Consider the following 23,328-nt stretch of genomic DNA (forward strand, 5'->3'; position numbering starts at 1 on the left):
GGTGTATCTCCGATAATCCTGCTCACCCAGCTCTTTATAGGAAGAGGTATTGGCTGGCATGGCTGCACAAGGCTGGAAGGCCGACATGCAATTGCGTAAGGCAGGTGCTGCCCAGGAAGTTAGGGTGCGCGATTGTACGCAAGCGATCAACGCCTTGCAAGCTGCGTTATGTCACGCCTTGACAGGGTCGGGCCTGCAACCTAGCATGCCGCGCAACCCTTCTGGAGCACGTCTCGCTGATGCAACCCCAAGCCTTCTACACCGCTGTGGCAGACGACTTTACAGCCGTCGACCACATTATCAAGAAGCAGCTGACATCGCGCGTGCCGCTGGTCTCCAAAATCGGCGACTACATCACTTCTGCCGGCGGTAAACGTCTGCGTCCACTGCTCGTTCTGCTGTGTGGCAAAGCGCTGGGCTCTGGCGGTGACGATCTGCGCCTGTTGGCAGCCACCATCGAATTCCTGCACACCGCGACTCTGCTGCACGACGACGTGGTCGACATGTCCGGCATGCGCCGTGGCCGCTCGACCGCCAACGCCATGTGGGGCAACGCGCCCAGCGTACTGGTAGGGGATTTCCTGTACTCGCGCTCGTTCGAGATGATGGTTGAGCTGGGCTCGATGCCGGTGATGCAGATCCTGTCCAAGGCCACCCGCGTTATTGCAGAAGGCGAAGTGCTGCAGCTGTCCAAGGTGCGCGATGCCAGCACCACCGAAGAAACCTACATGGAGGTCATCCGCGGCAAGACCGCCATGCTCTTCGAAGCGTCGACGCACAGCGCTGCCGCCCTGGCCAATGCAGGGCCCGAGCAAAGTGAAGCGCTGCGCACCTTCGGTGATCACCTCGGTGTGGCCTTCCAGCTGGTTGACGACCTCTTGGACTATCGCGGCGATGCAGAGACGCTCGGCAAGAATGTCGGTGACGACCTCGCCGAGGGCAAGCCTACTCTCCCGCTGATCTACACCATGCGCGAAGGCACGCCTGAACAAGCCGCGCTGGTTCGTCAAGCCATCCAGAAGGGCGGCCTGGAAGATCTCGAAAGCATCCGCGATGCGGTTGAAAAGTCAGGTTCACTGGAATACACCGCCCAACTGGCACGCGACTACATTGCTCGCGCCATTGCCTGCCTGGATGTCCTCCCGCCCAGCGTTTATCGCGACGCACTGGTGGAGCTCAGCGAGTTCGCGGTGGCGCGCACACACTGACACCGCCCTGCTCGAAGACAGCCCGTCCATGTGACGGGCTTTTTATTGCACGCGATTCAGCACGCACATCCACTGCCGGGAAGAAGATGCGAACTAATCTCAAATAGACCCTTGCTATTCTACAGATAGGAATTATTCTCATCTAACCACTGAAGGAGAATCACATGACCTATCTGATCGATGCCTGGCTTGACCGGCCGCAACCCTACCTGCGCATCCTGCACCGCGAGACAGGCGAAGTATGTGCAGTGCTTGAGGAGGACGCGCTCGACGAGTTGCGTGATCAAGGGGATCTGGACGTCAGCAGCCTGAGTTCGTGCGAACCCTGCGTGCAGAAGGAGATGGTGCGCAGTCTGTTTCTGTTCTGCTATGCGCGGGCATTGCGCCCCGTCAGCGAACTGCATTGATGAGAACAGCTAAAACGACAATGCCGAGCCGGCGCAGGGCTGACTCGGCATCTGTTGATGCGTGAAACGATAACTACAAAGCCTTACAGAACGTCGAGCAGTTCGACGTCAAAAACCAGAACGCTGTGTGGCGGGATGCTGCCAACGCCCTGGGCGCCGTACGCCAGTTCGCTAGGCACATACAGACGCCACTTGCTGCCAGCCTTCATCAACTGCAGTGCTTCGGTCCAGCCAGGGATAACGCCGCCGACCGGAAATTCAGCCGGCTCACCGCGATCATAGGAACTGTCGAACACTGTGCCGTCGATCAGCATGCCGTGGTAGTGCGTGCGCACGTTGCTTTCGCGGGTGGGCTGTGCGCCTTCACCGGTGGTGATAACCTCGTACTGCAGGCCGGACGCTAGCGTGGTTACGCCTTCGTGCTTGGCGTTTTCAGTCAGGTATTCCTTGCCGGCGCCCGCTGCGGCTTCGGCCTTCGCAGCCGCTTCGGCTTGCATGATTTCACGGATGACTTTGAAGCTTGCGCCCATCTCTTCCTGACCGACGCGGCTTGGCTTGCCGTCGAAAGCGTCAGTCAGGCCAGCCAGGATAGCGTTCAGGTCTACACCCGGCGGCGGATTGTCTCGCAGCTGGTCGCCCAATTGACGGCCAATACCGTAGCTGACACGGGTTTCGTCGGTGGACAAATTGACTTCGGACATGAAACGGCTCCGCTGAAGAGCGCCCTTGGGCGCCCACATTTAAAGGCCGGGCAGACTAGCACAAAGCGTATTAACCGTAACCACTACCAGGCCGAGCGAAAAGCCAGGGGTATTTTGACGTCCTGATTCAGGTCGTCCTGCACACCGCACATTTCGTCGTGAACAACCGCGTGGATCAGATTGAACGGCATCGGCGTCACCGGCTGCAGCAATTCGCGCGCATGTTCGACCGAGCGCAGGTGCAAAGCCTTGCCCTGAGCGTCGACCACGCGATGCACTGCGCCCTGCATCCTGGCTTCCAGCAAGTAAATGCCACCTTCTATGGAAATCAGATTGAGCTCGTCAACACCCCCGCTGCTGGCGTGGAAGGTGAGTTCTTGCAGATTCATGGCAAATCCTCGCGAGGGCAGACAGTCGGTCAGTGCTTGGTCAGCTTGTCCAGATACCCCATCGCGAAAGCTGAGACGACGAAGGTCATGTGGATGATCACGTACCACATCAAATACTGGGGCTCGATGTTCTTGGCGTCCATGAACACCCGCAACAGGTGAATGGACGAGATCGCAACGATGGAGGCAGCGACTTTCATCTTCAGCGATGAGGAGTCCATCTTGCCCAGCCAGTTAAGCTTTTCCTTGTCCTCGTCGATGTCCAGCTGCGACACGAAGTTCTCGTAGCCGGAGATCATCACCATGACCAACAGCCCACCGACCAGCGCCATGTCGATCAACGACAGCAGCACCAGGATCAGGTCCGACTCAGCCAGTGAAAACACATTGGGGATGACGTGGAAAATTTCCTGGAAAAACTTCAGCGCCAGCGCCAGAAGCCCCAGAGACAAACCGAAGTAGATCGGCGCCAGCAACCAGCGCGAAGCGTACATGGCATTTTCGATAAAACGTTCCATTTAAACTCACAGATAACTTAAAGCTCGCGAGTATAGGGCGCAGGCCGATTAGCACAACCCACCGGGAAAAGAGTTGAAACAATAACGCTTCATCAGGTCTGTGAAATGCTCGACGAATGCGCACCTGCGCCTTGCAGAAAGCTGTGCGGCAATCGTCGACAGGCATGTATCAGTTGGCAGGCGAGGTCCGCTGATTCAGGGCGGCGTCGCTGTTGACTCTGCGCAACTCCCCCTGAAGATGGACACTCCAGATAGGGATCTCTTCGGCGGTCTGATAACCATGGAGCACAAGGCTCTCGGCAATGGCATCCAGTACCGATTCGGCAGCGATGGGACCGTGAAATGGCCCTTGCGCCTTGAGCGCGGAAGGTTGTTCGCCGGACATCCCGGCAGCAAACAACAATGTCCACATTCCCTTGTCGCCGGACAGCGGACGTACGACACATTCGATTCGGGTCACAAGACCCAGGCATTGGCGAGTAAGACAGAGGCTGCGCGGCATGGCGAGCTCCTCATTGATTGCAGTATTCATTTCCCGCGTGAAACGAAGGAAACGCGTCAGTCCCTTTGACCACTGCTGCAGCCCGACAATATCGAACAAATACCCTGTTGGAAAAGCGCGAAAATGAAAAGGGCGCCGAATGGTCATTTTGCCATCAAGCGCCCTGTTTCATTGACGTCAAAGGCCTAACTTTTCAGTTCAGGCTGTAATTGTGGCGCCTCTTTTTCGAGCTCTTTGAGGTCCTCGTCGCTCAGCATTTCAGCGATGTCGCGCAAGCGGTCCACCACCCTGCCGTTGACTGAACCGTCGGGGAACTGACCGTCTTCGTCAGCCTCGCCCACCGGCATCCCCACCAACAAGCTCAGCGCTTCATCCACCTGACGCACTGCATAGACGTGGAACTGCCCGGCGCGCACGGCTTGCAGCACACGCTCGTCAAGCATCAGCGTCGCGACATTGGCCTGCGGAATGATCGCTCCCTGATCACCGGTAAGCCCGCGGGCTTCGCAGAGCCGGAAGAACCCTTCGATCTTCTCGTTAACGCCGCCAACGGCCTGAACTTCACCAAACTGGTTGATAGACCCGGTGATAGCAAAACACTGCTTGAGCGGGGTTTTCGACAGCGCGGAAATCAATGTGCAGACTTCACCCAGTGAGGCGCTGTCACCATCGACGTAGCCGTAGGACTGCTCCAGCGCGATGCTGGCGGAAATCGCCAGCGGGAATTCCTGAGCGTAACGGCTACCGAGGTAACCCGTGAGAATCATCACCCCTTTGGAGTGAATCGGCTGGCCCAGGTTGACCTCCCGCTCGATGTCGACGATACCGCTGCCTCCCGGGTACACCGTCGCTGAAATACGCGCCGGCACACCGAATGCAGAATCACCGACTTCCAGCACCGTCAGCCCGTTGCACTTGCCCACTGCCGCGCCATCCGTGTCGATCAGGATGATGCCCGCAAGCATGTCGTCGAGGATTCGCGCGGATACACGCCCCGTCCGAGTGGCCTTGGCTTTGAGCGCCCGCTCGATGTGCCCTGCGTCCGTGCGCTCGTCACCCGCCACGCTGCGAATGAAGTCCGCTTCGCTCACCAACTGGAACAAATCGCCAATACGCGCCGACAAGCGACCCTGGTGCTCGGCGAGGCGAGCGCTGTAAGTGGCCAGACGCGCCACAGCGTCGGCGGTCAGAGGTGCCATGCCCTCCTCCGATGTGCGGGTTTTGAGCAACTGGGCGAATTGCTCCAGGCTCTCGTCGACCATCGGAATGTCTTCGTCGAAGTCCACCAGCACCCGGAACATCTCCTGGAAGTCCGGATCGAGGTCCTGCAGCGTGTAATACAACGACCGCGCGCCAATGATGATGACTTTCACCTGCAGCGGGATGGTTTGCGGTGTGAGCGTTACCGTGGCGAGACGGCCCAGTTCGCCCAGCGGCGCTTCCATTTTCAGTTTGCGCGACTGCAGGGAACGCTTGAGAGCGTCCCATACGAACGGCTCGCTGAGCATTTTCTCGGCTTCCAGCACCAGGAAACCGCCGTTGGCGCGGTGAAAGGCCCCGGGACGCAATTGACGGTAAGTGGTGTAGAGCGCGCCTTGATCGGTGCTGTATTCGATACGGCCGAAGAGGTTGTCGTAAGTCGGATGCGGCTCGAAGACCACTGGCGCACCGCCGCTGGCGGAATGGCCGACTACCAGGCTCGGGCAGTATTGCTCCTCCAGCAACTTACGCGCCTGGGCGTCAGTCTTGCTGTCGTCGACCAGTTGCTCGACCACGGTCTTGAGCAAGTTCACCTGCATGGCCTGCAGGTAAGCGCACACGGCGGCATTTTCAGCGTAGCGCTCGGAAAGAGGAGCCAGCAGCGGCTGGAGCGCCAGAATGATGGTCTCCTCGTTCAGCTGACGCATCTGATTGTTGGACTCGCGTTTCCACTGCGGCAGGCTGGCCAGCTCTTCGTTCAGCCGCTCTTCCAGCGAGGAGATGTCGCTGTGGAAACGCTCACGCTCAGCTTCGGGCAGTTGGGAAAATTCGGCCTCATCCAGCGCCTTGCCTTCGAGCATCGGCGTGAAGGCGATATTGCTGCTGTCGCGGTACAGCGCGATGTCTTTTTCCAGGGCCAGACGCTCGATGACATCCAGCGCGCGGTCGTAGCGCTGATTGAAAGCTCGATCGATGGCACTTTTCTTTTGCTGGTAGGACGGGTGCTCGAAAACCGCAGGAAACGTCGACAGAAGGTTGTCGATCAGTCCGTTGATGTCGGCGATAAAGGAACTGGCGCTGCCGGGCGGCAATTCAAGCGCGCGCGGCTCGCGGGCGTCATCAAAATGATTGACGTACACCCAGTCCGAAGGCGTTTGCATGCGCTTGGCTTCGGCCTTGAGGTAACGCTTGACGAAGGAGAAACGGCCAGTGCCGGGCTCACCCATCACGAAGACGTTGTAACCCGGGCGCGGCATGGCAACGCCAAATTGCAAAGCCTCTACGGCGCGTTCCTGGCCAAGCACGCCACGAAAAGGTTCGAGATCGTTGGTTGTCGTGAAGCTGAACTGTTCAGCGGAAAAGGGACGGGTAAGCGCTTCGGGCGCAAGTCGCAGGCTGGCAGCAACAGAATCGGGCATCGGACATCCTTACATCAGGCGGGGCAGATGAACGCATTCTGGCGCTCGCCGCACCGCACTGGCAAGGCAAGAACCTTTTGGAGGCCGTGGCGCATGACGAACTTGCCTACACGGCTGAGACCAATGGATTACACGTAACAATCCGAATAAACCACGGAACGTTCATATCGTGGCTAAACTCCAACTTGCGCGACCGGCAACAATCCAAATAACCGGTTCGCCCTGGCGCCTGAATGGCCAGGAATCCGACCCTTGGTTGAAATAACAGAGACTAAAGCTATGAAACGGATTCTTCTTGGTACTCTCTTTGCCGCTGTGTCCATCAACGCCATGGCTCAAGCGCCTGGCGGTCCGGACTGCGGCTGGGGCAACATGCTGTTTGAAGGTCAACGTGGCACGCCAGCCCACTTCCTCGCTTCCACCACCAACGGTACTTCGGGCAACGCCACTTTCGGCATGACCTCTGGCACCAACGGCTGCTCCACCAACAGCGCGCTGACCTACGGCGGCAAATCCTGGATTGCCATGAACGGCATGATGGATGAGCTTTCCAAGGACATGGCCATGGGCCAAGGCGAAGCACTGACCACTTATGCGGTCGTGCTGGGCGTTGCACCGGAAGACCGTGCGCATTTCGCCGCAGTCACCCACCAGCACTATCAGCAGATCTTCACCAAAGCTGATGCCACTGCAGAAGATGTTCACACCAACACCATCGACGTACTGAAGAACGATCCGACTCTGGCTAAATACGCGACCCAGGCTTAAAGTCGTGCCGCCTGCCTTCCTCCCCGGAAGGCAGGTTCTCTGCCCTGCCCACTTCTGACTAGTTGCCACTCTATGCTCAAACGCCTTGCCTGGCTGGCGCTCTGCGTCTGCGCCCCGCTTTATGCCGCGCCTCACGTCGACAATGATCGTTTGCAGCAATTGGCCCATTCCAGATTCTGGATATCCATCGGTCACTATGAAGCCGGCAAGCTCGGCGGCTGGCGCAGCTATGTCGATGATCCAAAATTTTTCCTGGCCGCCAATGGCGCGCATGATCCCGAGGCCGAGCTCGCCTCGACGCTTGAGGCGATCTACCGCCCGGTTACACAAGGGCAGGAAAACGCCCACCCGCAATGCGTTTACCCCTCCCGTACACGTTTTCTGCGCGACGAATTAAAGCTCACCGATCTGCCTGCGGTTGACTGCAAAGAATTCAACAAGTGGTTTTCCGATGTGGCCCCGGACAGCACGGTGCTGATTTTTCCGGCGGCCTACCTCAACAGCCCGTCGTCCATGTTCGGCCATACGCTGCTGCGCATCGATCAAGCCGATGTGCAGGCCAACAAGACCGCCCTGCTCAGCTATGCGATCAACTTCGGCGCGTACATCGAAGGTTCGGACAACAGCATCCTGTATGCCTGGAAAGGGTTGATGGGCGGCTACCCAGGGCTATTCGCGCTGGTGCCCTACCAGGAAAAACTTTCCGAATACCGTAGTCTGGAGAACCGCGATCTGTGGGAATACCGCCTTAACCTGACGCCGGAAGAAACCCGGCGCATGGTCGAGCACGTGTGGGAACTCAAACAGATTCGATTCGGGTATTTCTTCTTCGACGAAAACTGTTCTTATCGCCTGTTGGAGCTGCTGCAGGTCGCTCGACCTAGCCTGGACCTGACGCCTCAGTTCCGCCTGACGGCGATCCCCACTGACACCGTGCGCGCGGTCAAAGACGCCGGTCTGGTAGAGAAAATCGACTATCGCCCCTCCAGAGAGCGTGAGCTGTTGAGCCGCGCCGAGCCGTTGAATCACGATGAGCAGCAATGGGTTCTCAAGGTCAGCGCCGATCAAAAGCAGATGCAGAGCGCCGATTACATCGCGCTGCCAAAGGAACGGCGCGCGCTTATTCAGGATGCGGCCTACAGGCTTGAGCGGTATCGCGCCAATGGCCAGGAGCGCGATCCGACCAGTGCGCAACGCAGTTACGACTTGCTGCGCGCGATCAGTACAAATCCGCCACCTGCGCTGGACATCGAGCGACCGGGTCTTCCCGAAGACGGCCACGAGTCGCGCACCTGGCAGCTGGGTGCAGGCACGCGGGATGACAAGGCATTTGCCGAATACGGCCTGCGCATGGCGTACCACGATTTAAATGACAACGCGTATGGCTTCCCGCTGGGGGCGCAGATCGAAATTCTGCAACTCAAGCTGCGTCAATACGAGGACAGTCGGTGGCAGGTGCAGCGGCTTGATCTGGCGACGATTCGCTCGCTGACGCCGCGCAACGAACTGTTGCAGCCCTGGTCGTGGCAAGTGGCCGGTGGTCTTGAGCGGGTACTTGGCAAGCACGGCGACGAGAATCTGGTCAGTCACGTCAACGGTGGCGCGGGTGGCACATGGAAGCTGGGGGACGACGTGCTGGGCTTTGCGCTGGGCACTGTTCGGGTTGAGCACAACAACGATTTCTCGGCGCTGATTTCGCCGGCGGCGGGCTTCAACACAGGCGTGTTGTGGCGTAATGCGTTGGGTAACCTCAGCCTGGAAACCAAAGGCGATTACTTCACCAATGGCGAAGTACGGCGCAACATCAGCCTCAATCAACAGTGGGAACTGTCGCGCAACCTGGGTTTGCGACTCAGTGCGCAACGGGATTTCAGTCAGCTGACTTCGCCGGTGAACGAAGTGATGCTGGAGCTGAAGTGGTATCACTATTGAGTCGCGCAGGATTGTAGGAGATCCCCTGCCGCGAACCGCGGTGTGTCATCTCCAGCTTGATATCTGAAAGAATGCATTCGCGGGCAAGCGCGCTCCTACAGGGATCGTGTTTGCTGCGCGACATCGCGGCGTCTGGACGACGAGAGCCCTCCTACAGGATCTGCGTCAGGCTGGGGTTGCTGTGTAGCCTTCTTGCTCGATCAATCCGGCGACCTGCTCGGCACCCAGCCGGCTTTGCACTCTCACCTCACCCTTCGCCAGATCGACCTGCACCTGCGCTGCAGAGTCTTCCTGCTGGATGGCATTGGTGACGGCTCGAACGCAATGAGCGCACGTCATACCCTGAACGTTGAATACTTGCATGTGCTGACTCCTCTACTCATCTAAAACACGGTGTGGCGTCATCTAAGACCTTCCCGTCGGGGCAAGGTCAAGTTTTCGATGGATCTGCCGGGCTGGCGTTCAGCGGCACTCTGCGCCAGAGTGCGTCTACAACCGTCTTATCAGGAGATTCAGCCATGCGCTGGTCCGCCTTTCGTATCGCAGGTTTCGCCGGCCTGTTGGCCTGCGCACCCTGGGCCCACGCCGACCAGGATTATGGCGTGCTGATCATTTCCCGCGAGCGGCTGGAAGTGTCCACGTCCTGCGAAATCGGCATCTACATGCAAGACCAGCTAGTAGGTCGCCTGTATCAGGAAGAGTCGCGCTCGTTCAACTTGCCTGCAGGCGACCTGTCCGTGCGTTTGCGCGTGCTGCCGGGACAGACGCCGGGTTGCTCGCCGGGCATTGAGGCCCAGAACAACACGCGGCTGCACATCAACGCGGGCGACGTTTTGAAATATCGCATTGCGTCCGGGCCGAACGGGATGTACCTGAAAAAGGCGGATTTGAACTACTAGCGCCCAATAAAAAACCCGGCCGGAGCCGGGTTTTGCTAACCGATCACTGCATCCAGGGCGGAGGCGGTTCTTCGGTTTTGTTCGGCGGCGCATCATCCGCCGCACGCGCGGCCTGACGCCTTGCATCATCCAGTCGTGCTGCCTCGATCTCACGCAGCACTCCGCCAACATCAGCGTCTTCTTCCGGTTCGTCGAACTCGCCGGTCAATACCGTCGCGGGCGACAAGGTGCCGGCTTCGTAGTAAGACCACATCTCTTTGGCATAGCGGGTCTTCTTGAGCTCCGGCGCAAAACGACCGAAGTACGAGGCCATGTTGCCAACGTCGCGCTCCAGCATGCTGAAGGCGTGGTTGTTGCCTGCCGCGTCCACGGCCTGGGGCAGGTCGATGATGACCGGCCCGGTCGGCGTCAGCAGCACGTTGAACTCGGAAAGGTCACCGTGCACCAGACCGGTACACAGCATCAAGACGATCTGTTGAATCAGGTAGGCGTGATATTCACGCGCCTGGTCCGGCTCCAGCGTAACGTCGTTCAGACGCGGCGCAGCATCGCCATACTCGTCGCAAATCATTTCCATCAACAGCACGCCTTCGAGGAAGTCGAAGGGCTTGGGCACCCTTACGCCTGCGCCGGCCAGCCGGAACAAGGCGGCCACCTCGGCGTTCTGCCATGCGTCTTCAGTTTCCTTGCGGCCGAACTTCGAACCCTTGGCCATCGCTCGAGCCTGACGGCTGTTACGAACCTTGCGGCCTTCCTGATACTCCGCAGCCTGGCGGAAACTCCGTTTGTTTGCCTCCTTGTAAACCTTGGCGCAGCGCAGCTCATTGCCACAGCGCACCACATAAACAGCTGCCTCTTTACCGCTCATGAGCGGGCGCAGCACCTCGTCGACCAGACCGTCTTCGATCAGCGGTTCAATGCGTTTAGGAGTCTTCATCAGCTTTTATTGGGGGTCCTTCGTTGCCAAACACGCGGTTGTCGCCCCTTATACGGCAATCCTCTGCCAGCGAGTAGGGGGTAAGGCGGATTGACTGTGAGCGGGCAGTCGCGTGATATCCCTGATTGGTACTTGAAGCAGCTTTCGTGCCGATTTGCCTCAGGCGACCGACTGCGCTCAGGAGCAAGGGCGCAACCAAAAACGAGAGGGGTCCCTGTTTTTTACCTCCGTATTCACCGGTTGAACGGCTGTAAATATCAACTGCCGTCCGTTGCACGCCGTTCGAAGGATAGATTTTAATTAGAGGTTATCAAGATAGGTTCGCAGAGTTACCTAAACCCCCAAGCTGTCTTGGAACTCACAAATTGAACCGAGATTGACTGTCATTTGTGACAGCAGACACTCTGGATTACACGGCAGACAATCCCCACTCACACAACGGGTAGGGCGAAAATCATGAGTGAACAACTTATCAAGGCCAGCAGCGCCGTGCTTAATCCAATTGACGCCCCCAACGGCGCCACAGCGAGGGTGGCCTACACACCGATGTTATCTACCGACAACATCATGCTGGTCTGGGATGGCAACGACGCAATGATCGGCTCCCAGCCGGGCAGCACGGACGGAACGGTGGACTTCGCCATCCCTGCCGGTGTGGTTGCAGAGTCGCTAGGCAAAACAGTAGATTTTTTTTACAAGATAACGCGCGACGGCGAGGTTTGGCCGTCCAAACCGTTAAATCTCACAGTATTGCCTTTGGACGTTTCAGACTTGGCCGCCTCTAGGCCTGCAGTTGTTGAATCGAGCAACGGTGCGCTGGACCCCAATACATTCGAAGGCGATGCCCATGTCGCAGTCGCTAAATGGCCGCTGGCCGCGGTCGGGCAAAAAGTCTGGCTGACGGTAAAGGGCCCAAACGACATACCAACGCTCCGTTTGCTCGTTGCCCATCCGCTCGACGAGGCGCAGGCAGCAAGCGGAGTTGCAGTGACCCTGCCGCGCGCAGACTTACTGAATGTTGCCAACGGGGATGAGATCACGTTGATCTTTTCCGTAGCGTTTGACGGAACCAGTAATGCAGAAAACTCGGTCGAGTTCCCACCTCTGACCCTCATGTTTGGAACAACCCCTTTGATCATTGATAACTCGCCGTTGGTACTCGACGGATTTTATGTGATCTCGGACAGGCTCGCCTCCACCGGTCGAGTGCCCCCAGGCGTGCGAGTGACGCGACCCGCCGCCGGTGGGAAGCCGCTGTATGTTTATACGTGTGACCCTGCTTACCTCAAAATAGATGCTAAAGGTAAGATTACAAAACTTCGAAATGGAACCGGGAACATTACAGTGAGAGATGCAAACGGGGAAACTGTCACTTTCCCGTTCACTGCCTCAAATACGTGGAAAGCAGTCTGGGTAGCCGGGGAAGGCGACACATACGCGACGGCCTTGTTGATAATGCGAGACCGCGGTGGCCAGCCATTCACGGAAGCCGCGCTTGAGAATATGAAAATCTCCTACAAGCAACCTTTTAACTGGATATTGGACATTGATCTCCCGTACATTGGCGATATGACTACCGCTTGGACATGCGCTACGGCCGGTTGCACTGCAGGATCGGCTCAAGTGTTCAACTTGGAAAACAGCTCTTTTTCCTGCGCAAATCCGGCCTCTGACCACTTAGTGATAAACATTGAGCCTCAATATTAAGAATAGCGAATGAAGCCTTGGCAGCAAGGTGTTCGCTTAAACGGCAGCGTGATACTTCATGTCCTCGCCCGTTTCTGAAAAGAGCACCTTCAGGGCCGAAACAATTCCCCCGGCGTAAGCCCGAATAACCCTTTAAACGCCGCAATAAAAGCCGACGTAGAGTCATACCCACACGCCAGTGCCGTGGTAGTGACGCCAGCCCCCTCTTCTAATAAGTTCAACGACGACAGCAACCTAGCTCTTTGCCGCCATCCTCGGAAACTTAGCCCGGTTTCGCGCTGGAACAGGCGCGTCAGCGTCTTCTCCGAAACGCACAGCCTCTGGGCCCATTCGCCAAGCGTGACGTTCTGGCCGGGCTGTTCGATAAGTTCGCAACACAGGGAAAGCAGGCGGGGGTGGCGCGGCAGTGGCAAAGAAAAGCCGACTTCCGCCAGGCTCGCCAACTGATCGAGCAGCACTTGTACCAAGCGGCTTTCGGGGCTTTCTCCCTGGGGATAATCCGTTGGAAGAAGGCAAAATCTTTTGATCAATTCGCGCGCCAGCGGAGTGACCTCCAGCACTCGGCAATGGTCTGCCCCCCAAACGGAGTCTTCAGGGCGTATATACAAGCTGCGCATTTCGGCCCGCGCGGATGTGACGACTTCGTGATCGAGCCCGGCAGGTATCCACACGCCCCACTGAGGAGGAGCGAAGAAGCTGCCCTGGGCCGTATGAACGCCCAGTACACCGCTGATGGCATAGGAAAATTGCACCCAATCGTGACGATGCGTCGGGGTCCATGAGCCCGCATTCAAGCTTTCGGCTCGAGCGTAAACCGGACGTGGCAGGCGCGCCAATTCAGGCACTGCACGTTCGGCATATGATCGCAGGGTTGCGCGGTGTGCATAGGTCGGCATGGTTCAGCCCTATGTAAGACAGGCACAGTCGGCTCAGTAAACCTGCCGACGTCCGCTTTTACAAACCATGCTTGAAATCCTGCCGATGCTACCTACCAATACATCCAATCGCTCAGCCCTCGACAATAGCCGCCACGCCTTGCCCGCCCGCTGCGCAGATCGAAATCAATCCACGCCCTCCCCCTCTATTGCTCAGCAACTTCGCCAGGTTCGCCACGATGCGTCCACCGGTCGCGGCAAACGGGTGGCCCGCTGCGAGGGAACTGCCTTTGACATTGAGTTTGCTGCGATCGATCGATCCCAGCGGCGCCTCCAACCCCAAACGCGTTTTGCAATACTCTGGGTCTTCCCACGCCTTCAACGTGCACAGCACCTGCGCGGCAAACGCTTCGTGGATTTCGTAGTAATCGAAGTCTTGCAGCGTCAAGCCGTTGCGCGCCAGCAGGCGGGGAACGGCATAGACCGGGGCCATCAGCAGGCCTTCATTACCCCGCACGAAATCCACAGCAGCGACCTCGCCATCCCGCCAGTACGCGAGAATCGGCAACCCGCGCTCCTTTGCCCACTCCTCGCTGGCAAGCAGCACCAGCGAGGCGCCATCGGTCAGCGGCGTCGAGTTGCCCGCCGTCAGCGTGCCTTTGGCGCTGCGCTCATACGCGGGTTTGAGCGAGGCAAGTTTCTCCAGGCTCGCGTCGGGCCGCAGGTTGTTGTCACGCGTCAGGCCGAGAAACGGCGTAAGCAGATCCTCCTGCCAACCTTGGGCGTAAGCCGCAGCCATTTTTTGATGGCTCTCCAGCGCCAACTGGTCTTGCGCCTCGCGAGGGATGCCCCATGTTTGCGCCATCAGCTCGCAGTGCTGGCCCATCGATAAGCCGGTACGCGGTTCGCCGTTGCGTGGCAGCTCAGGCTTGAGGTTATGCAGACGTAGCTGGGTGAGCGCCTTGAGTTTGTCGGCCGTGGTTTTGCCGCGATTGACCTGCAACAGGATCTGCCGCAGGTCTTCGTTAACGCCAATAGGGGCATCAGACGTGGTGTCGACGCCGCCGGCGATACCGCATTCGATCTGGCCAAGGGCGATTTTGTTTGCCACTAACAGCGTTGCTTCAAGTCCTGTGCCGCAGGCTTGTTGAAGGTCGTAGGCGGGTGTTTGCGGCGACAACCGTGAGCCGAGCACGCATTCACGGGTGAGATTGAAGTCGCGGGAATGCTTGAGGACTGCACCCGCAACGACTTCTCCCAGGCGCAGGCCATGCAGATTGAAGCGCTCGATCAGACCCTCCAGCGCAGCAGTCAGCATGTCTTGATTGCTGGCGGTGGCATACGCTTCGTTGGAGCGCGCGAACGGAATGCGGTTGCCGCCGACAATGGCCACGCGTCGTGTCTGAATCATCTAAGTCTCCTTTCCCTTTTTGGATCTTGCAGGCATCCGCAGCGGAAGCAAGACCGTAGCAGGCCAAGCGTTTTTTGTGCGGCCTGACGAAAAGCGATCGCGAGCAAGCTCACTCCTACAGGATTTGGCAGCTGACAGCATAGGACCTATTACCCACCCTTGCGGTCCATTGCTTCGAACCCCGACTCAAGGAGAGTGTTCCATGGCATCCGATCGCTACATTGACTTCGTCAACTCCGACCTCGGCCGCAAGCTGGTCGGCGCCGTCGGTTTGCCTGCCCCCGCACACCTGGAACGCTGGCAGGCTGGGCGTCTGCGTCCGGTTGAAGGGGCGCTGCTACTGAGCTCCGGGCCACTGGCCGACCGTGTGACTGGTTTCGCACCGCGTCTCACCGACGTGCTACTGAGCATGGGCGGCGACGTCACCGGCGCCCACCCTTGGAATGCGGAGCAAGGCACGAAGATCAAAGCCGTGGTGTTCGATGCCAGCGCATTGCTACACACCTCCCAGTTGAAGCAGTTGCGCGAATTCTTTCAGCCGATCCTGCGCCATCTGGACAACAGCGCGCACGTCGTCATTCTTGCGCGCAACCCCGACGCCCAAACCGATCCGTTGGCCGCCAGTACACAACAGGCTATTGAAGGCTTCAGCCGCTCGCTGGCCAAGGAAATGCGCAACGGCGGCACGGTCCAATTGTTACAGATCGGGGATGGCGCCGAGGATCAGCTCGAAGGTGCGCTGCGCTTTTTCCTGTCGCCCAAGAGTGCATTCATCTCCGGTCAGGTCATCCGCCTCAGTGCCTGCGCTCGGCAGGTTCAGGACTGGACACGCCCTCTGGCCGGGCGCAAAGCGCTGGTGACAGGCGCGGCGCGCGGTATCGGCGCGGCCATCGCCGAAACATTGGCGCGCGACGGTGCCGACGTGGTGCTGCTGGATGTGCCTCAAGCCAAATCGGACCTGGACGCCCTCGCTGCACGCCTTGGCGGCCAGTCGCTGGTGCTGGACATCTGCGCTCCCAATGCAGCCACTCAATTGATGGAACACCTGCCGAACGGGCTGGATATCGTCGTGCATAACGCCGGCATCACGCGGGACAAAACGCTGGCGAACATGCCGGCCGACTTCTGGGACTCGGTGCTCGACGTCAACCTCAATGCGCCGCAAATTCTCACTCAAGCGCTGATCGACAGCGGTGCGCTGCACGACAATGGCAGCGTGATTCTGCTGGCGTCGATCAGCGGGCTGGCAGGCAATCGCGGGCAAACCAACTACACCACCAGCAAGGCCGGGTTGATCGGTTTTGCCCGGGCCATGGCGCCGACGCTCAATGCGCGCGGCATCAGCATCAACGCCGTGGCGCCAGGGTTCATCGAGACCAGCATGACGGCGCACATGCCGTTTGCCATTCGTGAAGCGGGCAGGCGCATGAGCTCCCTGGGCCAGGGCGGCCAACCGCAGGATGTGGCCGAAGCAGTGGCCTGGCTCGGGCAACCGGGCTCAGGCGGCGTGAGCGGCCAAGTGCTGCGTGTGTGTGGGCAAAGCGTTCTTGGGGCCTGAGCGGGTTTCCAAGACGAGCGATTGAACAGCCGCCCGGTCGACCTGAACCGGGCCTGATTGCAGCATGTCCTCTGGAGAAACTCGATGAGTGTGCATTGGCGGTATCTGGACACGCCTCCGGCCCTGCCCGGCCTGTTCATGCAAGCGGCGTTGCGGCGCAAGGTCAGCGGCACCCAGTTGCCGGATCAAGGGCTGAGGTGCTGGATGTCGGTGGATCCCGACAAGGTCAAGGCGTTTGCCCACGTGTGTGGCTTCGTCCCCGTTAGTCTGCTGCCGCCAACCTATCCGCATGTGCTGGCTTTCCCGCTGCAGATGAAGCTGCTGACCGACAAAGACTTCCCCTTCCCGTTGCTTGGACTGGTACACCTGCACAACCGGATCACCATTCGCCGCCCGCTTGGCAACGTGATCAAGGCGCAGGTCAGCGTGCGCGTCGGTCATCTCCAACCTCATGTAAAGGGTGCGACGTTTGGCGTTATCACACAGGTCGAAGATGCGCTGGGCCTGCTCTGGGAGGAACAGAGCACGATGCTCTGCCGAGGCGTCCACATCGAAGGCGAGATCGAAGCCGCTGACGAGCCCGCGCCGTTGCCGATGACGGAACTGGCGACATGGTCGGCACCCGCGGACATCGGCCGCCAGTACGCCAAGGTCAGCGGCGATTACAACCCGATCCACCTGAGCGACAGCAGCGCGAAACTGTTTGGTTTTCCTAAAGCGATTGCCCACGGGATGTGGATGAAAAGCCGGGTGCTGGCAGCGCTTGAAGATCATCTGCCGGCGGCAAATGTTCAAGTCTCGGTAGCGTTTCACAAGCCGGTGCGGCTGCCCAGCGGGGTGACGTTGTCTGCCAGCGCAGCGGGGTCGCACGGGCAACTCAGGGTTGAGGGAGAGGAAGGGATCGTGCATATGGTGGGGAGCTGGCGGCCGGCTTCGGAGTGATGGCTGCGCTTGGGCCATCACTTTTGCGATATGGCATCTGCCGCGTTCCCGGCTAAAGCCAGTCCCACTAAGTACGCCAACTGTAGGACCGGCTTCAGCCGGGAGTCGACGCACCGCCGTAGCGGGTATTAAACCTGAATCCCGGAGCATCGCGACCTCTTGCGCCAATCCCTCATCCCCCTGAAGCTACGCACCTTCAGGAGACCCCCATGAACCTCGACGAACTCACACAACGCCTGCATCGCATCCGCGACAACAACGACTGGCGGCAATTTCACAGCCCGAAAAACCTGGCCATGGCGGCCAGCGTCGAAATGGCCGAGCTGGTAGAGATCTTCCAATGGAAGACCGAGGAGCAATCCCGTCAATTGCCTGCTGATGAGTTGGCGCACGCCGGGCAGGAAGTGGGCGACATCGTGCTCTACCTGCTGCTGTTGTGCAGCGAGCTGGGTCTGGACATGAACGAAGTCGTACAGGCAAAACTGGCGGACGGCGAACGGCGGTTCAGCAAATGAGTGACCGTCACTTCGATCACCTGGCGACGCGTTTCGCTGAAAAAATTTACGGCGGTGCCAAAGGGGCGATTCGCCTCGCGGTGCTTCAGGCTGATCTGACCGAGAGCCTGCCGCAGCGACCCTTGCGCGTGCTGGACATTGGCGCGGGGCTGGGTCACATGTCGTTGTGGCTGGCCGAGCGCGGCCATGATGTCACCCTCGCTGAGCCTGCGGCGCCCATGCTCGAAGGCGCCCGTCAGCGCTTCGCCGATGCCGGTCAGAGCGCCACGTTCATCCAGGCCCCGTGGCAGGAACTGACTGCGCAACTGGCCGAGCCCTATGATCTGGTGCTGTGCCACGCTGTGCTGGAGTGGCTGGCCGAGCCCTTCACGATCCTCCCTGTACTACGTCAACTGACCAAGCCCGACGGTTGGCTGTCACTTGCCTTTTACAACCGCGACGCGCTGATTTACCGCAACCTGCTCAAGGGCCATTTTCGCAAGATGCGCAAGAACACCCTCGCCGGCGAAAAACAGAGCCTGACTCCTCAGGAGCCACTTGATCCCCGGGCATTGGCGGCGCAACTTGGCGCAATGTGGCGAGTCGAAACCCAGAGCGGCGTTCGTGTTTTCCACGACTACATGCCGATCGATTTCCAGAAGAAAGCCGAACTGGCGGACCTGCTCGAAATGGAACTCGCGCACCGCCGCCACCCGGCGTTCGCTGGGCTGGGACGTTATCTGCACTGGATGTGCCGGGCTGTATGACCCACGCTGCTTAACATACGCTGCGGAGACCCTCATGAAACGCCGTCTCGCTTTGCTTTCTTTCTGCCTGGGCCTCGCTGCCTGTCAGAGTCCCAATCCTTACCGCGCCGTTTCGGCGGCGATACCACCCGCCCCGCCTCAGGCGGCGAATGCGATCGACATGAGCGCTTACCCTGCAGCGCCGCGCGATTACGGCCGTTACCGCAACTGGACCTGGCTTAACGGTCAGCTACCGCCCGGCACTGTGTGGGCCGATTCTGCCCAAGTCGCCGAAGCGGTCAGCAATGGCCTGGATCAGCGCGGTCTGAGGCCTTCCCGCAACCCGCAGGCGGCCGACCTGCGCGTCGCCGCCAGTACGCGCACCGAGACCCGGATACGGCAAGTCCGCGAGGATTATTACGATCCGTACTACGGCGGGTCCGGTGTGGGTTATTACGGTGGCAATGGCTACCGCAACGGTTACGGCGGGTACGCCAGCGTACCAATCGTGCGCACCTATCAGGAACAGGTGGTGGTGGTGAACATCAGTCTGTTCGATGCCCGCAGTGGCCAACCGGTGTGGAGCGCAAGCGCCGAAACCGGCAGCGGCGGCGACCAGTCCGCTCGCGCCAAGGCCTTGCGCCAGGCGGTGCAACAGGCCCTGTCGGCCTACCCGCCGGCATAACTGACGCCGCACGGCCTTTGATTACACTCCGGAGAACCCCCATGTATCGCCACATCGCTGTCCTCTGTGTCGCCTTGCTACTCGGTGCCTGCCAGACCGATCGGGTCAACCGGGACTTCGACGCCCAACGCGACTTCGGCGCTTACCGATCCTGGGCATGGAAGGAGCCCGGCCTGCAATATCAGCCCAACGACCCGCGTCTCAAAAGTGACCTCACCGAGCAGCGCATCCGCCAGGCAGTTGGCGAGCAACTCGAGCAACGTGGCCTGCGCATGGCCGCGCCCGGTGCGAAAGCGGACCTGCAATTGCAGGCATGGCTGATCGTTGAAAACCGCCAGCAAACGGTGACCACCAATTACGGCGGTGGCGGTTATTGGGGCAATCCGTGGGGCGGCTACTGGGGTGGGCCCATCGGCACCGAAACGCGCAACGTCGATTACAAAGTCTCGACACTGCAGATCGACATGCTTGACGGCAAAGACGGCAAACTCGTGTGGCGCGGCAGCACCGAACAGATGGTCAGCGACAGTAATGCCAATCCTGCCGCGCGCGAGCAGGCCTTGCGCCAGACCGTGCAGAACATCCTGCAGCAATATCCGCCGCATTGAGGGTCGTCGCATGGCCAACACAGCGAATCCGACTATGCCGGCGAACTGAATGGATACCACGAACCTGCATATGCCACCGGCCCAATGAACACCGCGAAACCTGAACATGCCCACGACGCAATGAACACCGCGAAATATGACATGCCGGAAACCCTATGGGTGCTGCGAATCCGTAGGAGCCGACTTGCTGGCGAACCCGATGTGTCATTCACCATCGCGGTGCCTGAACAACAGCGTTCGCCAGCAAGCCGGCTCCTACGGTAGATCGGGTCATTTGGGCCGGCGTCCGCTCCGGCGATCTGGTCATCCGCAGGCCGTATTTCGTCTGGCAAATGGATTACAGCTGCCACGGCGCTTCACTCCACCACACTGAACTCCACCCGGGCGGTCTGCCCGCTTTCATCCAGCACGCTCAGCTGATAGCGGCCCAGGCGCGTAAAGGTGTGGGTGTAGCTGTCCTGACTGGCGGTGTCGCCCACCGGCGCGCCGTCGATGAACCACCAGCGCCGCCCGCTCCCGCCCAACGTCGACAGCTTGAGCCGCAACAACTGCTGGCTGCCGGCCGGCAACCGCAGTTGATCACCCTCCCTTACCCCGACCACTGACAATGGCGGCGCCAGGTTCAAACCTGACGGCGGGCATGACGGGTCGATCTCCGGCAAACGCGCCTCGCGCCGTTCGATTCTTGGCAGCCAGGGCTCAAGCGGCGCCGGCCAGAGTGCGATGTCTTTTGCGTGAGCCTGTGGACAACTCGCCGCGACGCGCAAGCCCTTGTCGTTGACCCAGACCTTTTCCGTAAGGCCAAGCCCCAGCGGCTGATCGGTGGCTTGCAGCGTTGGCGGGGTTGTACCGTCGAGCGTCCAGGCGAATCGCTGGCGTCGGCAATTCGGGTCAGTCTTGCTCATCGGCTGCCCAAGCGGCCAGCAGATTGCCGCCACGCCAACGTTGAGCGGGACCGGCTGCACGGGCGGCAAGATGTTGCGCTGGGCATCGCGGTTCACCAGCAGGTCGTGCACCTGCAGCATCAACGGCGCTGCCGATGCCAGACCAAATTGCCCCGGCACCGGCGTTCCGTCAGGCCGGCCGATCCACACGCCGATCAGAAACCTCGGCCCTACGCCAATCGACCACGCATCACGAAAGCCGTAGCTGGTGCCGGTTTTCCAGGCCAGTTGCGGCCGCTGAACGAGTTCTGCGTGGGGGTCGAGGTCCGGCCGGGACTGCCCACTGAGAATGCGCCGAATGATCCACGCGGCGCCCGGCGACATCATCGGCCGGTCACGCAGGCGATCATCGGGCTGCAAGCGAATGTCCGCGCTGCGTCCGCCCCGCGCGAATGCGCTGTATCCGCCGACCAGATCTTCCAGCCGACTGCCCGCGCCACCGAGGATCAACGCCAGGTTGGGTTCGGCCAGGGGCGGCAAGGTCAGCGGCACCCCGCCGTTGCGCAGTTCCGCCGCGAAGCGTTTCGGGCCGTAGGCCTCCAGCAATTGCACCGCCGGCAGATTGAGCGACATCGACAGCGCCGAACTCGCCGCCACCGCGCCATTGAAGCCCGACGAGAAATTGCCGGGACGGTAGTCGCCATAGCGCCGTGGCACGTCTTGCAACAACGACTCGGAATGTATCAGCCCGGCGTCGATGGCCTTGCCGTAGAGAAAGGGCTTGAGCGTCGAGCCGGGCGAACGTAAAGCGCTGACCATGTCCACATGACCGAAGCGTTTGGCATCGCCGATGTCCACCGAACCGACGTACGCGCGCACTGCCATGTTCTGCGCCTCCACCACCAGAATCGCGGCGGACGTGCGCTCGGGCAAACGGGCGCGCCAGCCCAGCAGCAAGTCCTCAAGACGACGCTGCAGACCGGCGTCCAGCGTGGTACGGATCAACGGCGGGCTGTTGGGGCGATTCAGACGTCGGGCCAGCAAGGGCGCCAGGCTGGGTTCCTGACGAGGCGCGAGCAGCAGCGGTTCTTCCAACGCTTCCTCGACCGCCCCTTGCGGCCACACTCCGAACTCGGCCAGGCGCCGCAGCACTTTGTCCCGTGCGGCCTGGGCGCGTTGCGCATGGCGATCAGGGCGCAGACGACTCGGCGCCTGCGGCAGCACCGCCAACAGCGCTGCGTCGGCACGGGTCAACTGTTGCGGAGACTTACCCAGATACGCCCAACTGGCGGCCGCAACGCCCTGCAACGTGCCACCAAACGGCGCGCGGTTCAGATACAGGATCAGAATGTCCTGTTTGGACAGATGCCATTCCAGCTGAGCAGTGCGCCACAGCTGTCGCAGCTTGCCCGCCAGCGTGCGCGAATGCGGGTCGAGCAGCCGGGCGACCTGCATCGACAGCGTGCTGCCGCCGGATACCACATGGCCACCGCTGAGGTTTTGCCAGGCGGCGCGCACCAGCGCCATGGGGTTCACACCCGGATGCTGGTAAAACCAGCGGTCTTCGTAGGTCAGCAGCGCTTCAAGGTAATACGGCGAGACTTGCTCGACCGTGACCGGGTAGCGCCAGACGCCGTTGGCATCGGCGAACCGCCATAAAGGCGTGCCGTCTTCAGCGAGCACCACGCGGGCCAGATCATCCTTGGGCAAGGGCAGCGGCCAGATTCGGTCGGCGAGCCAGAGCAGCAGGCACATGATGAGCAGGCTGCCAATGAGCCAAGCGGCAGTGCGCGCCCAGCGTCGCTGCATTCGCGAGCAAGCTCGCTCCCACAACCCTGACGCGGTCTGTCGCCGCAATAATCCAGCGATCTTCACAGAAAGCCTTTACCCGGCAGGGAACTCGCCCAGACAATCGACAGCCAAAGCGAGCAACGCCGTTTTTGGTCCACGCCCCTCATCAGGAAGCAGATATGCAGGTAGAAAGCGTTTTCGAATGGCTCGGCCAAGTGATTGGCGCCGTGATCCGCTTCGTCGTCGACGGTTTAAGCTGGTTGTTCAACATGTTCACTCACGCGGGGGGCAATTTCGTTGACGGTCTGTCGCGCACGTTAGGGATGGACACCTCGATCGTCAGCATCATCGCCCTGATCGTCGGGCTGATGCTGCTGTATTCGGCCATCCGCGCCTTTATGCGGGCCTCGATCATCATGGGGATCATCTGGCTGTTTCTGGGGTTGTGGCTGTTGAGCTGGATTATTCATTGATTGCCGTGCAAGGCTGACGCCATCCACTGTAGGGACGCGCTTGGTCTGGGCCGCATCCGGACGATGGCACTTCTTCAGTCAATATTTTCATGTCAGACCCACCGCAATCGCGGGCAAGCGCGCTCCTACAGGGAACAGCGCTGTCCGCGAAATTTGTGATCGTTCCCACGCTCCGCGTGGGAATGCAGCCTCAGACGCTCGGCGTCAACTGACGCAGAGCGTCAAGCCAGGTGCTACCACGCAGAGCGTGGGAGCAATGAGGCCCAAGAGCGATC

General features: G+C 60.0%; 23 protein-coding genes. 13 read left to right on the forward strand and 10 right to left on the reverse strand.

Annotated features, from left to right (window positions below):
• Positions 1-239: 239 nt before the first annotated feature.
• Positions 240-1,208, forward strand: coding sequence for a polyprenyl synthetase family protein (locus tag QRN48_RS02925; protein ID WP_037015437.1), 969 nt, complete (start codon positions 240-242; stop codon positions 1,206-1,208).
• Between the two features lie 164 nt (positions 1,209-1,372).
• Positions 1,373-1,615, forward strand: a complete 243-nt coding sequence (locus tag QRN48_RS02930; RefSeq protein ID WP_285348770.1) for a PA4570 family protein — start codon at positions 1,373-1,375, stop codon at positions 1,613-1,615.
• A gap of 83 nt (positions 1,616-1,698) precedes the next feature.
• On the opposite strand, the gene bamJ is transcribed toward QRN48_RS02930, so the two are convergent.
• From bamJ to QRN48_RS02955, 5 genes are all read right to left on the reverse strand, one after another.
• Entirely contained in the window at positions 1,699-2,316 is a 618-nt protein-coding gene (gene bamJ, locus QRN48_RS02935; protein ID WP_285348771.1) for a BamJ family beta-barrel-assembly machinery protein, read from the reverse strand.
• Positions 2,317-2,399: 83 nt separating this feature from the next.
• A complete protein-coding gene (locus QRN48_RS02940) occupies positions 2,400-2,705 on the reverse strand; it encodes a DUF6482 family protein (protein ID WP_285348772.1) in 306 nt (101 codons plus the stop codon).
• A 29-nt stretch (positions 2,706-2,734) separates the two neighbouring features.
• Positions 2,735-3,223: a TIGR00645 family protein gene (locus tag QRN48_RS02945; RefSeq protein WP_037015447.1), complete on the reverse strand. Its 489-nt coding sequence runs from the start codon at positions 3,221-3,223 to the stop codon at positions 2,735-2,737.
• 169 nt (positions 3,224-3,392) lie between these two features.
• Positions 3,393-3,725: a PA4575 family protein gene (locus QRN48_RS02950; RefSeq protein WP_052075353.1), complete on the reverse strand. Its 333-nt coding sequence runs from the start codon at positions 3,723-3,725 to the stop codon at positions 3,393-3,395.
• A 185-nt stretch (positions 3,726-3,910) separates the two neighbouring features.
• Positions 3,911-6,343, reverse strand: coding sequence for a Lon protease family protein (locus QRN48_RS02955; RefSeq protein ID WP_037015450.1), 2,433 nt, complete (start codon positions 6,341-6,343; stop codon positions 3,911-3,913).
• A 279-nt stretch (positions 6,344-6,622) separates the two neighbouring features.
• Between QRN48_RS02955 and QRN48_RS02960 the strand changes: the two genes are divergently transcribed.
• Complete coding sequence (locus QRN48_RS02960; RefSeq protein ID WP_037015453.1) at positions 6,623-7,111, forward strand: DUF3015 domain-containing protein; 489 nt, start codon at positions 6,623-6,625, stop codon at positions 7,109-7,111.
• Between the two features lie 72 nt (positions 7,112-7,183).
• Positions 7,184-9,043 carry an Lnb N-terminal periplasmic domain-containing protein gene (locus QRN48_RS02965; RefSeq protein WP_191942808.1) on the forward strand — a complete coding sequence of 620 codons (1,860 nt, stop codon included), beginning with the start codon at positions 7,184-7,186 and terminating at the stop codon, positions 9,041-9,043.
• A gap of 165 nt (positions 9,044-9,208) precedes the next feature.
• On the opposite strand, the gene QRN48_RS02970 is transcribed toward QRN48_RS02965, so the two are convergent.
• Complete coding sequence (locus QRN48_RS02970) at positions 9,209-9,406, reverse strand: heavy-metal-associated domain-containing protein (RefSeq protein WP_191942807.1); 198 nt, start codon at positions 9,404-9,406, stop codon at positions 9,209-9,211.
• Positions 9,407-9,561: 155 nt separating this feature from the next.
• Between QRN48_RS02970 and QRN48_RS02975 the strand changes: the two genes are divergently transcribed.
• Positions 9,562-9,942 carry a hypothetical protein gene (locus QRN48_RS02975; protein ID WP_191942806.1) on the forward strand — a complete coding sequence of 127 codons (381 nt, stop codon included), beginning with the start codon at positions 9,562-9,564 and terminating at the stop codon, positions 9,940-9,942.
• 43 nt (positions 9,943-9,985) lie between these two features.
• On the opposite strand, the gene QRN48_RS02980 is transcribed toward QRN48_RS02975, so the two are convergent.
• Positions 9,986-10,879 carry a PA4780 family RIO1-like protein kinase gene (locus QRN48_RS02980; protein ID WP_037015461.1) on the reverse strand — a complete coding sequence of 298 codons (894 nt, stop codon included), beginning with the start codon at positions 10,877-10,879 and terminating at the stop codon, positions 9,986-9,988.
• Between the two features lie 456 nt (positions 10,880-11,335).
• Here QRN48_RS02980 and QRN48_RS02985 point away from each other — a divergent pair, with 456 nt between their 5' ends.
• Positions 11,336-12,586: an invasion associated locus B family protein gene (locus QRN48_RS02985; protein WP_285348777.1), complete on the forward strand. Its 1,251-nt coding sequence runs from the start codon at positions 11,336-11,338 to the stop codon at positions 12,584-12,586.
• 89 nt (positions 12,587-12,675) lie between these two features.
• On the opposite strand, the gene QRN48_RS02990 is transcribed toward QRN48_RS02985, so the two are convergent.
• Positions 12,676-13,482 carry an AraC family transcriptional regulator gene (locus QRN48_RS02990; protein WP_285348778.1) on the reverse strand — a complete coding sequence of 269 codons (807 nt, stop codon included), beginning with the start codon at positions 13,480-13,482 and terminating at the stop codon, positions 12,676-12,678.
• 112 nt (positions 13,483-13,594) lie between these two features.
• On the reverse strand, positions 13,595-14,872 hold the full coding sequence (locus QRN48_RS02995) for an acetyl-CoA C-acetyltransferase (RefSeq protein WP_285348779.1): 1,278 nt from the start codon (positions 14,870-14,872) through the stop codon (positions 13,595-13,597).
• Between the two features lie 202 nt (positions 14,873-15,074).
• On the opposite strand from QRN48_RS02995, the gene QRN48_RS03000 reads away from it, so the two are divergent.
• From QRN48_RS03000 to QRN48_RS03025, 6 genes are all read left to right on the forward strand, one after another.
• Positions 15,075-16,430 (forward strand): 3-oxoacyl-ACP reductase, encoded by a 1,356-nt coding sequence (locus QRN48_RS03000; RefSeq protein WP_285348781.1) that lies wholly within the window; start codon positions 15,075-15,077, stop codon positions 16,428-16,430.
• 84 nt (positions 16,431-16,514) lie between these two features.
• Complete coding sequence (locus tag QRN48_RS03005) at positions 16,515-17,372, forward strand: MaoC/PaaZ C-terminal domain-containing protein (protein WP_285348782.1); 858 nt, start codon at positions 16,515-16,517, stop codon at positions 17,370-17,372.
• Positions 17,373-17,581: 209 nt separating this feature from the next.
• On the forward strand, positions 17,582-17,887 hold the full coding sequence (locus QRN48_RS03010) for a MazG-like family protein (protein WP_285348784.1): 306 nt from the start codon (positions 17,582-17,584) through the stop codon (positions 17,885-17,887).
• The gene (locus QRN48_RS03015; protein WP_285348785.1) at positions 17,884-18,633 is read left to right on the forward strand and encodes a methyltransferase; all 750 of its coding nucleotides are present in this window, start codon (positions 17,884-17,886) and stop codon (positions 18,631-18,633) included. Before QRN48_RS03010 ends, QRN48_RS03015 begins: the two co-directional genes overlap by 4 nt.
• Positions 18,634-18,667: 34 nt before the next feature.
• The gene (locus QRN48_RS03020; RefSeq protein ID WP_191942798.1) at positions 18,668-19,297 is read left to right on the forward strand and encodes a DUF4136 domain-containing protein; all 630 of its coding nucleotides are present in this window, start codon (positions 18,668-18,670) and stop codon (positions 19,295-19,297) included.
• Between the two features lie 41 nt (positions 19,298-19,338).
• The gene (locus QRN48_RS03025; RefSeq protein WP_191942797.1) at positions 19,339-19,905 is read left to right on the forward strand and encodes a DUF4136 domain-containing protein; all 567 of its coding nucleotides are present in this window, start codon (positions 19,339-19,341) and stop codon (positions 19,903-19,905) included.
• Between the two features lie 356 nt (positions 19,906-20,261).
• On the opposite strand, the gene pbpC is transcribed toward QRN48_RS03025, so the two are convergent.
• Positions 20,262-22,598 (reverse strand): peptidoglycan glycosyltransferase PbpC, encoded by a 2,337-nt coding sequence (gene pbpC, locus QRN48_RS03030; protein ID WP_285348787.1) that lies wholly within the window; start codon positions 22,596-22,598, stop codon positions 20,262-20,264.
• Between the two features lie 161 nt (positions 22,599-22,759).
• On the opposite strand from pbpC, the gene QRN48_RS03035 reads away from it, so the two are divergent.
• Positions 22,760-23,053 (forward strand): hypothetical protein, encoded by a 294-nt coding sequence (locus QRN48_RS03035; RefSeq protein WP_037015498.1) that lies wholly within the window; start codon positions 22,760-22,762, stop codon positions 23,051-23,053.
• The last annotated feature ends 275 nt before the right edge of the window (positions 23,054-23,328 follow it).

Source organism: Pseudomonas sp. ME-P-057, assembly GCF_030208975.1.
GTDB lineage: Bacteria > Pseudomonadota > Gammaproteobacteria > Pseudomonadales > Pseudomonadaceae > Aquipseudomonas > Aquipseudomonas lutea.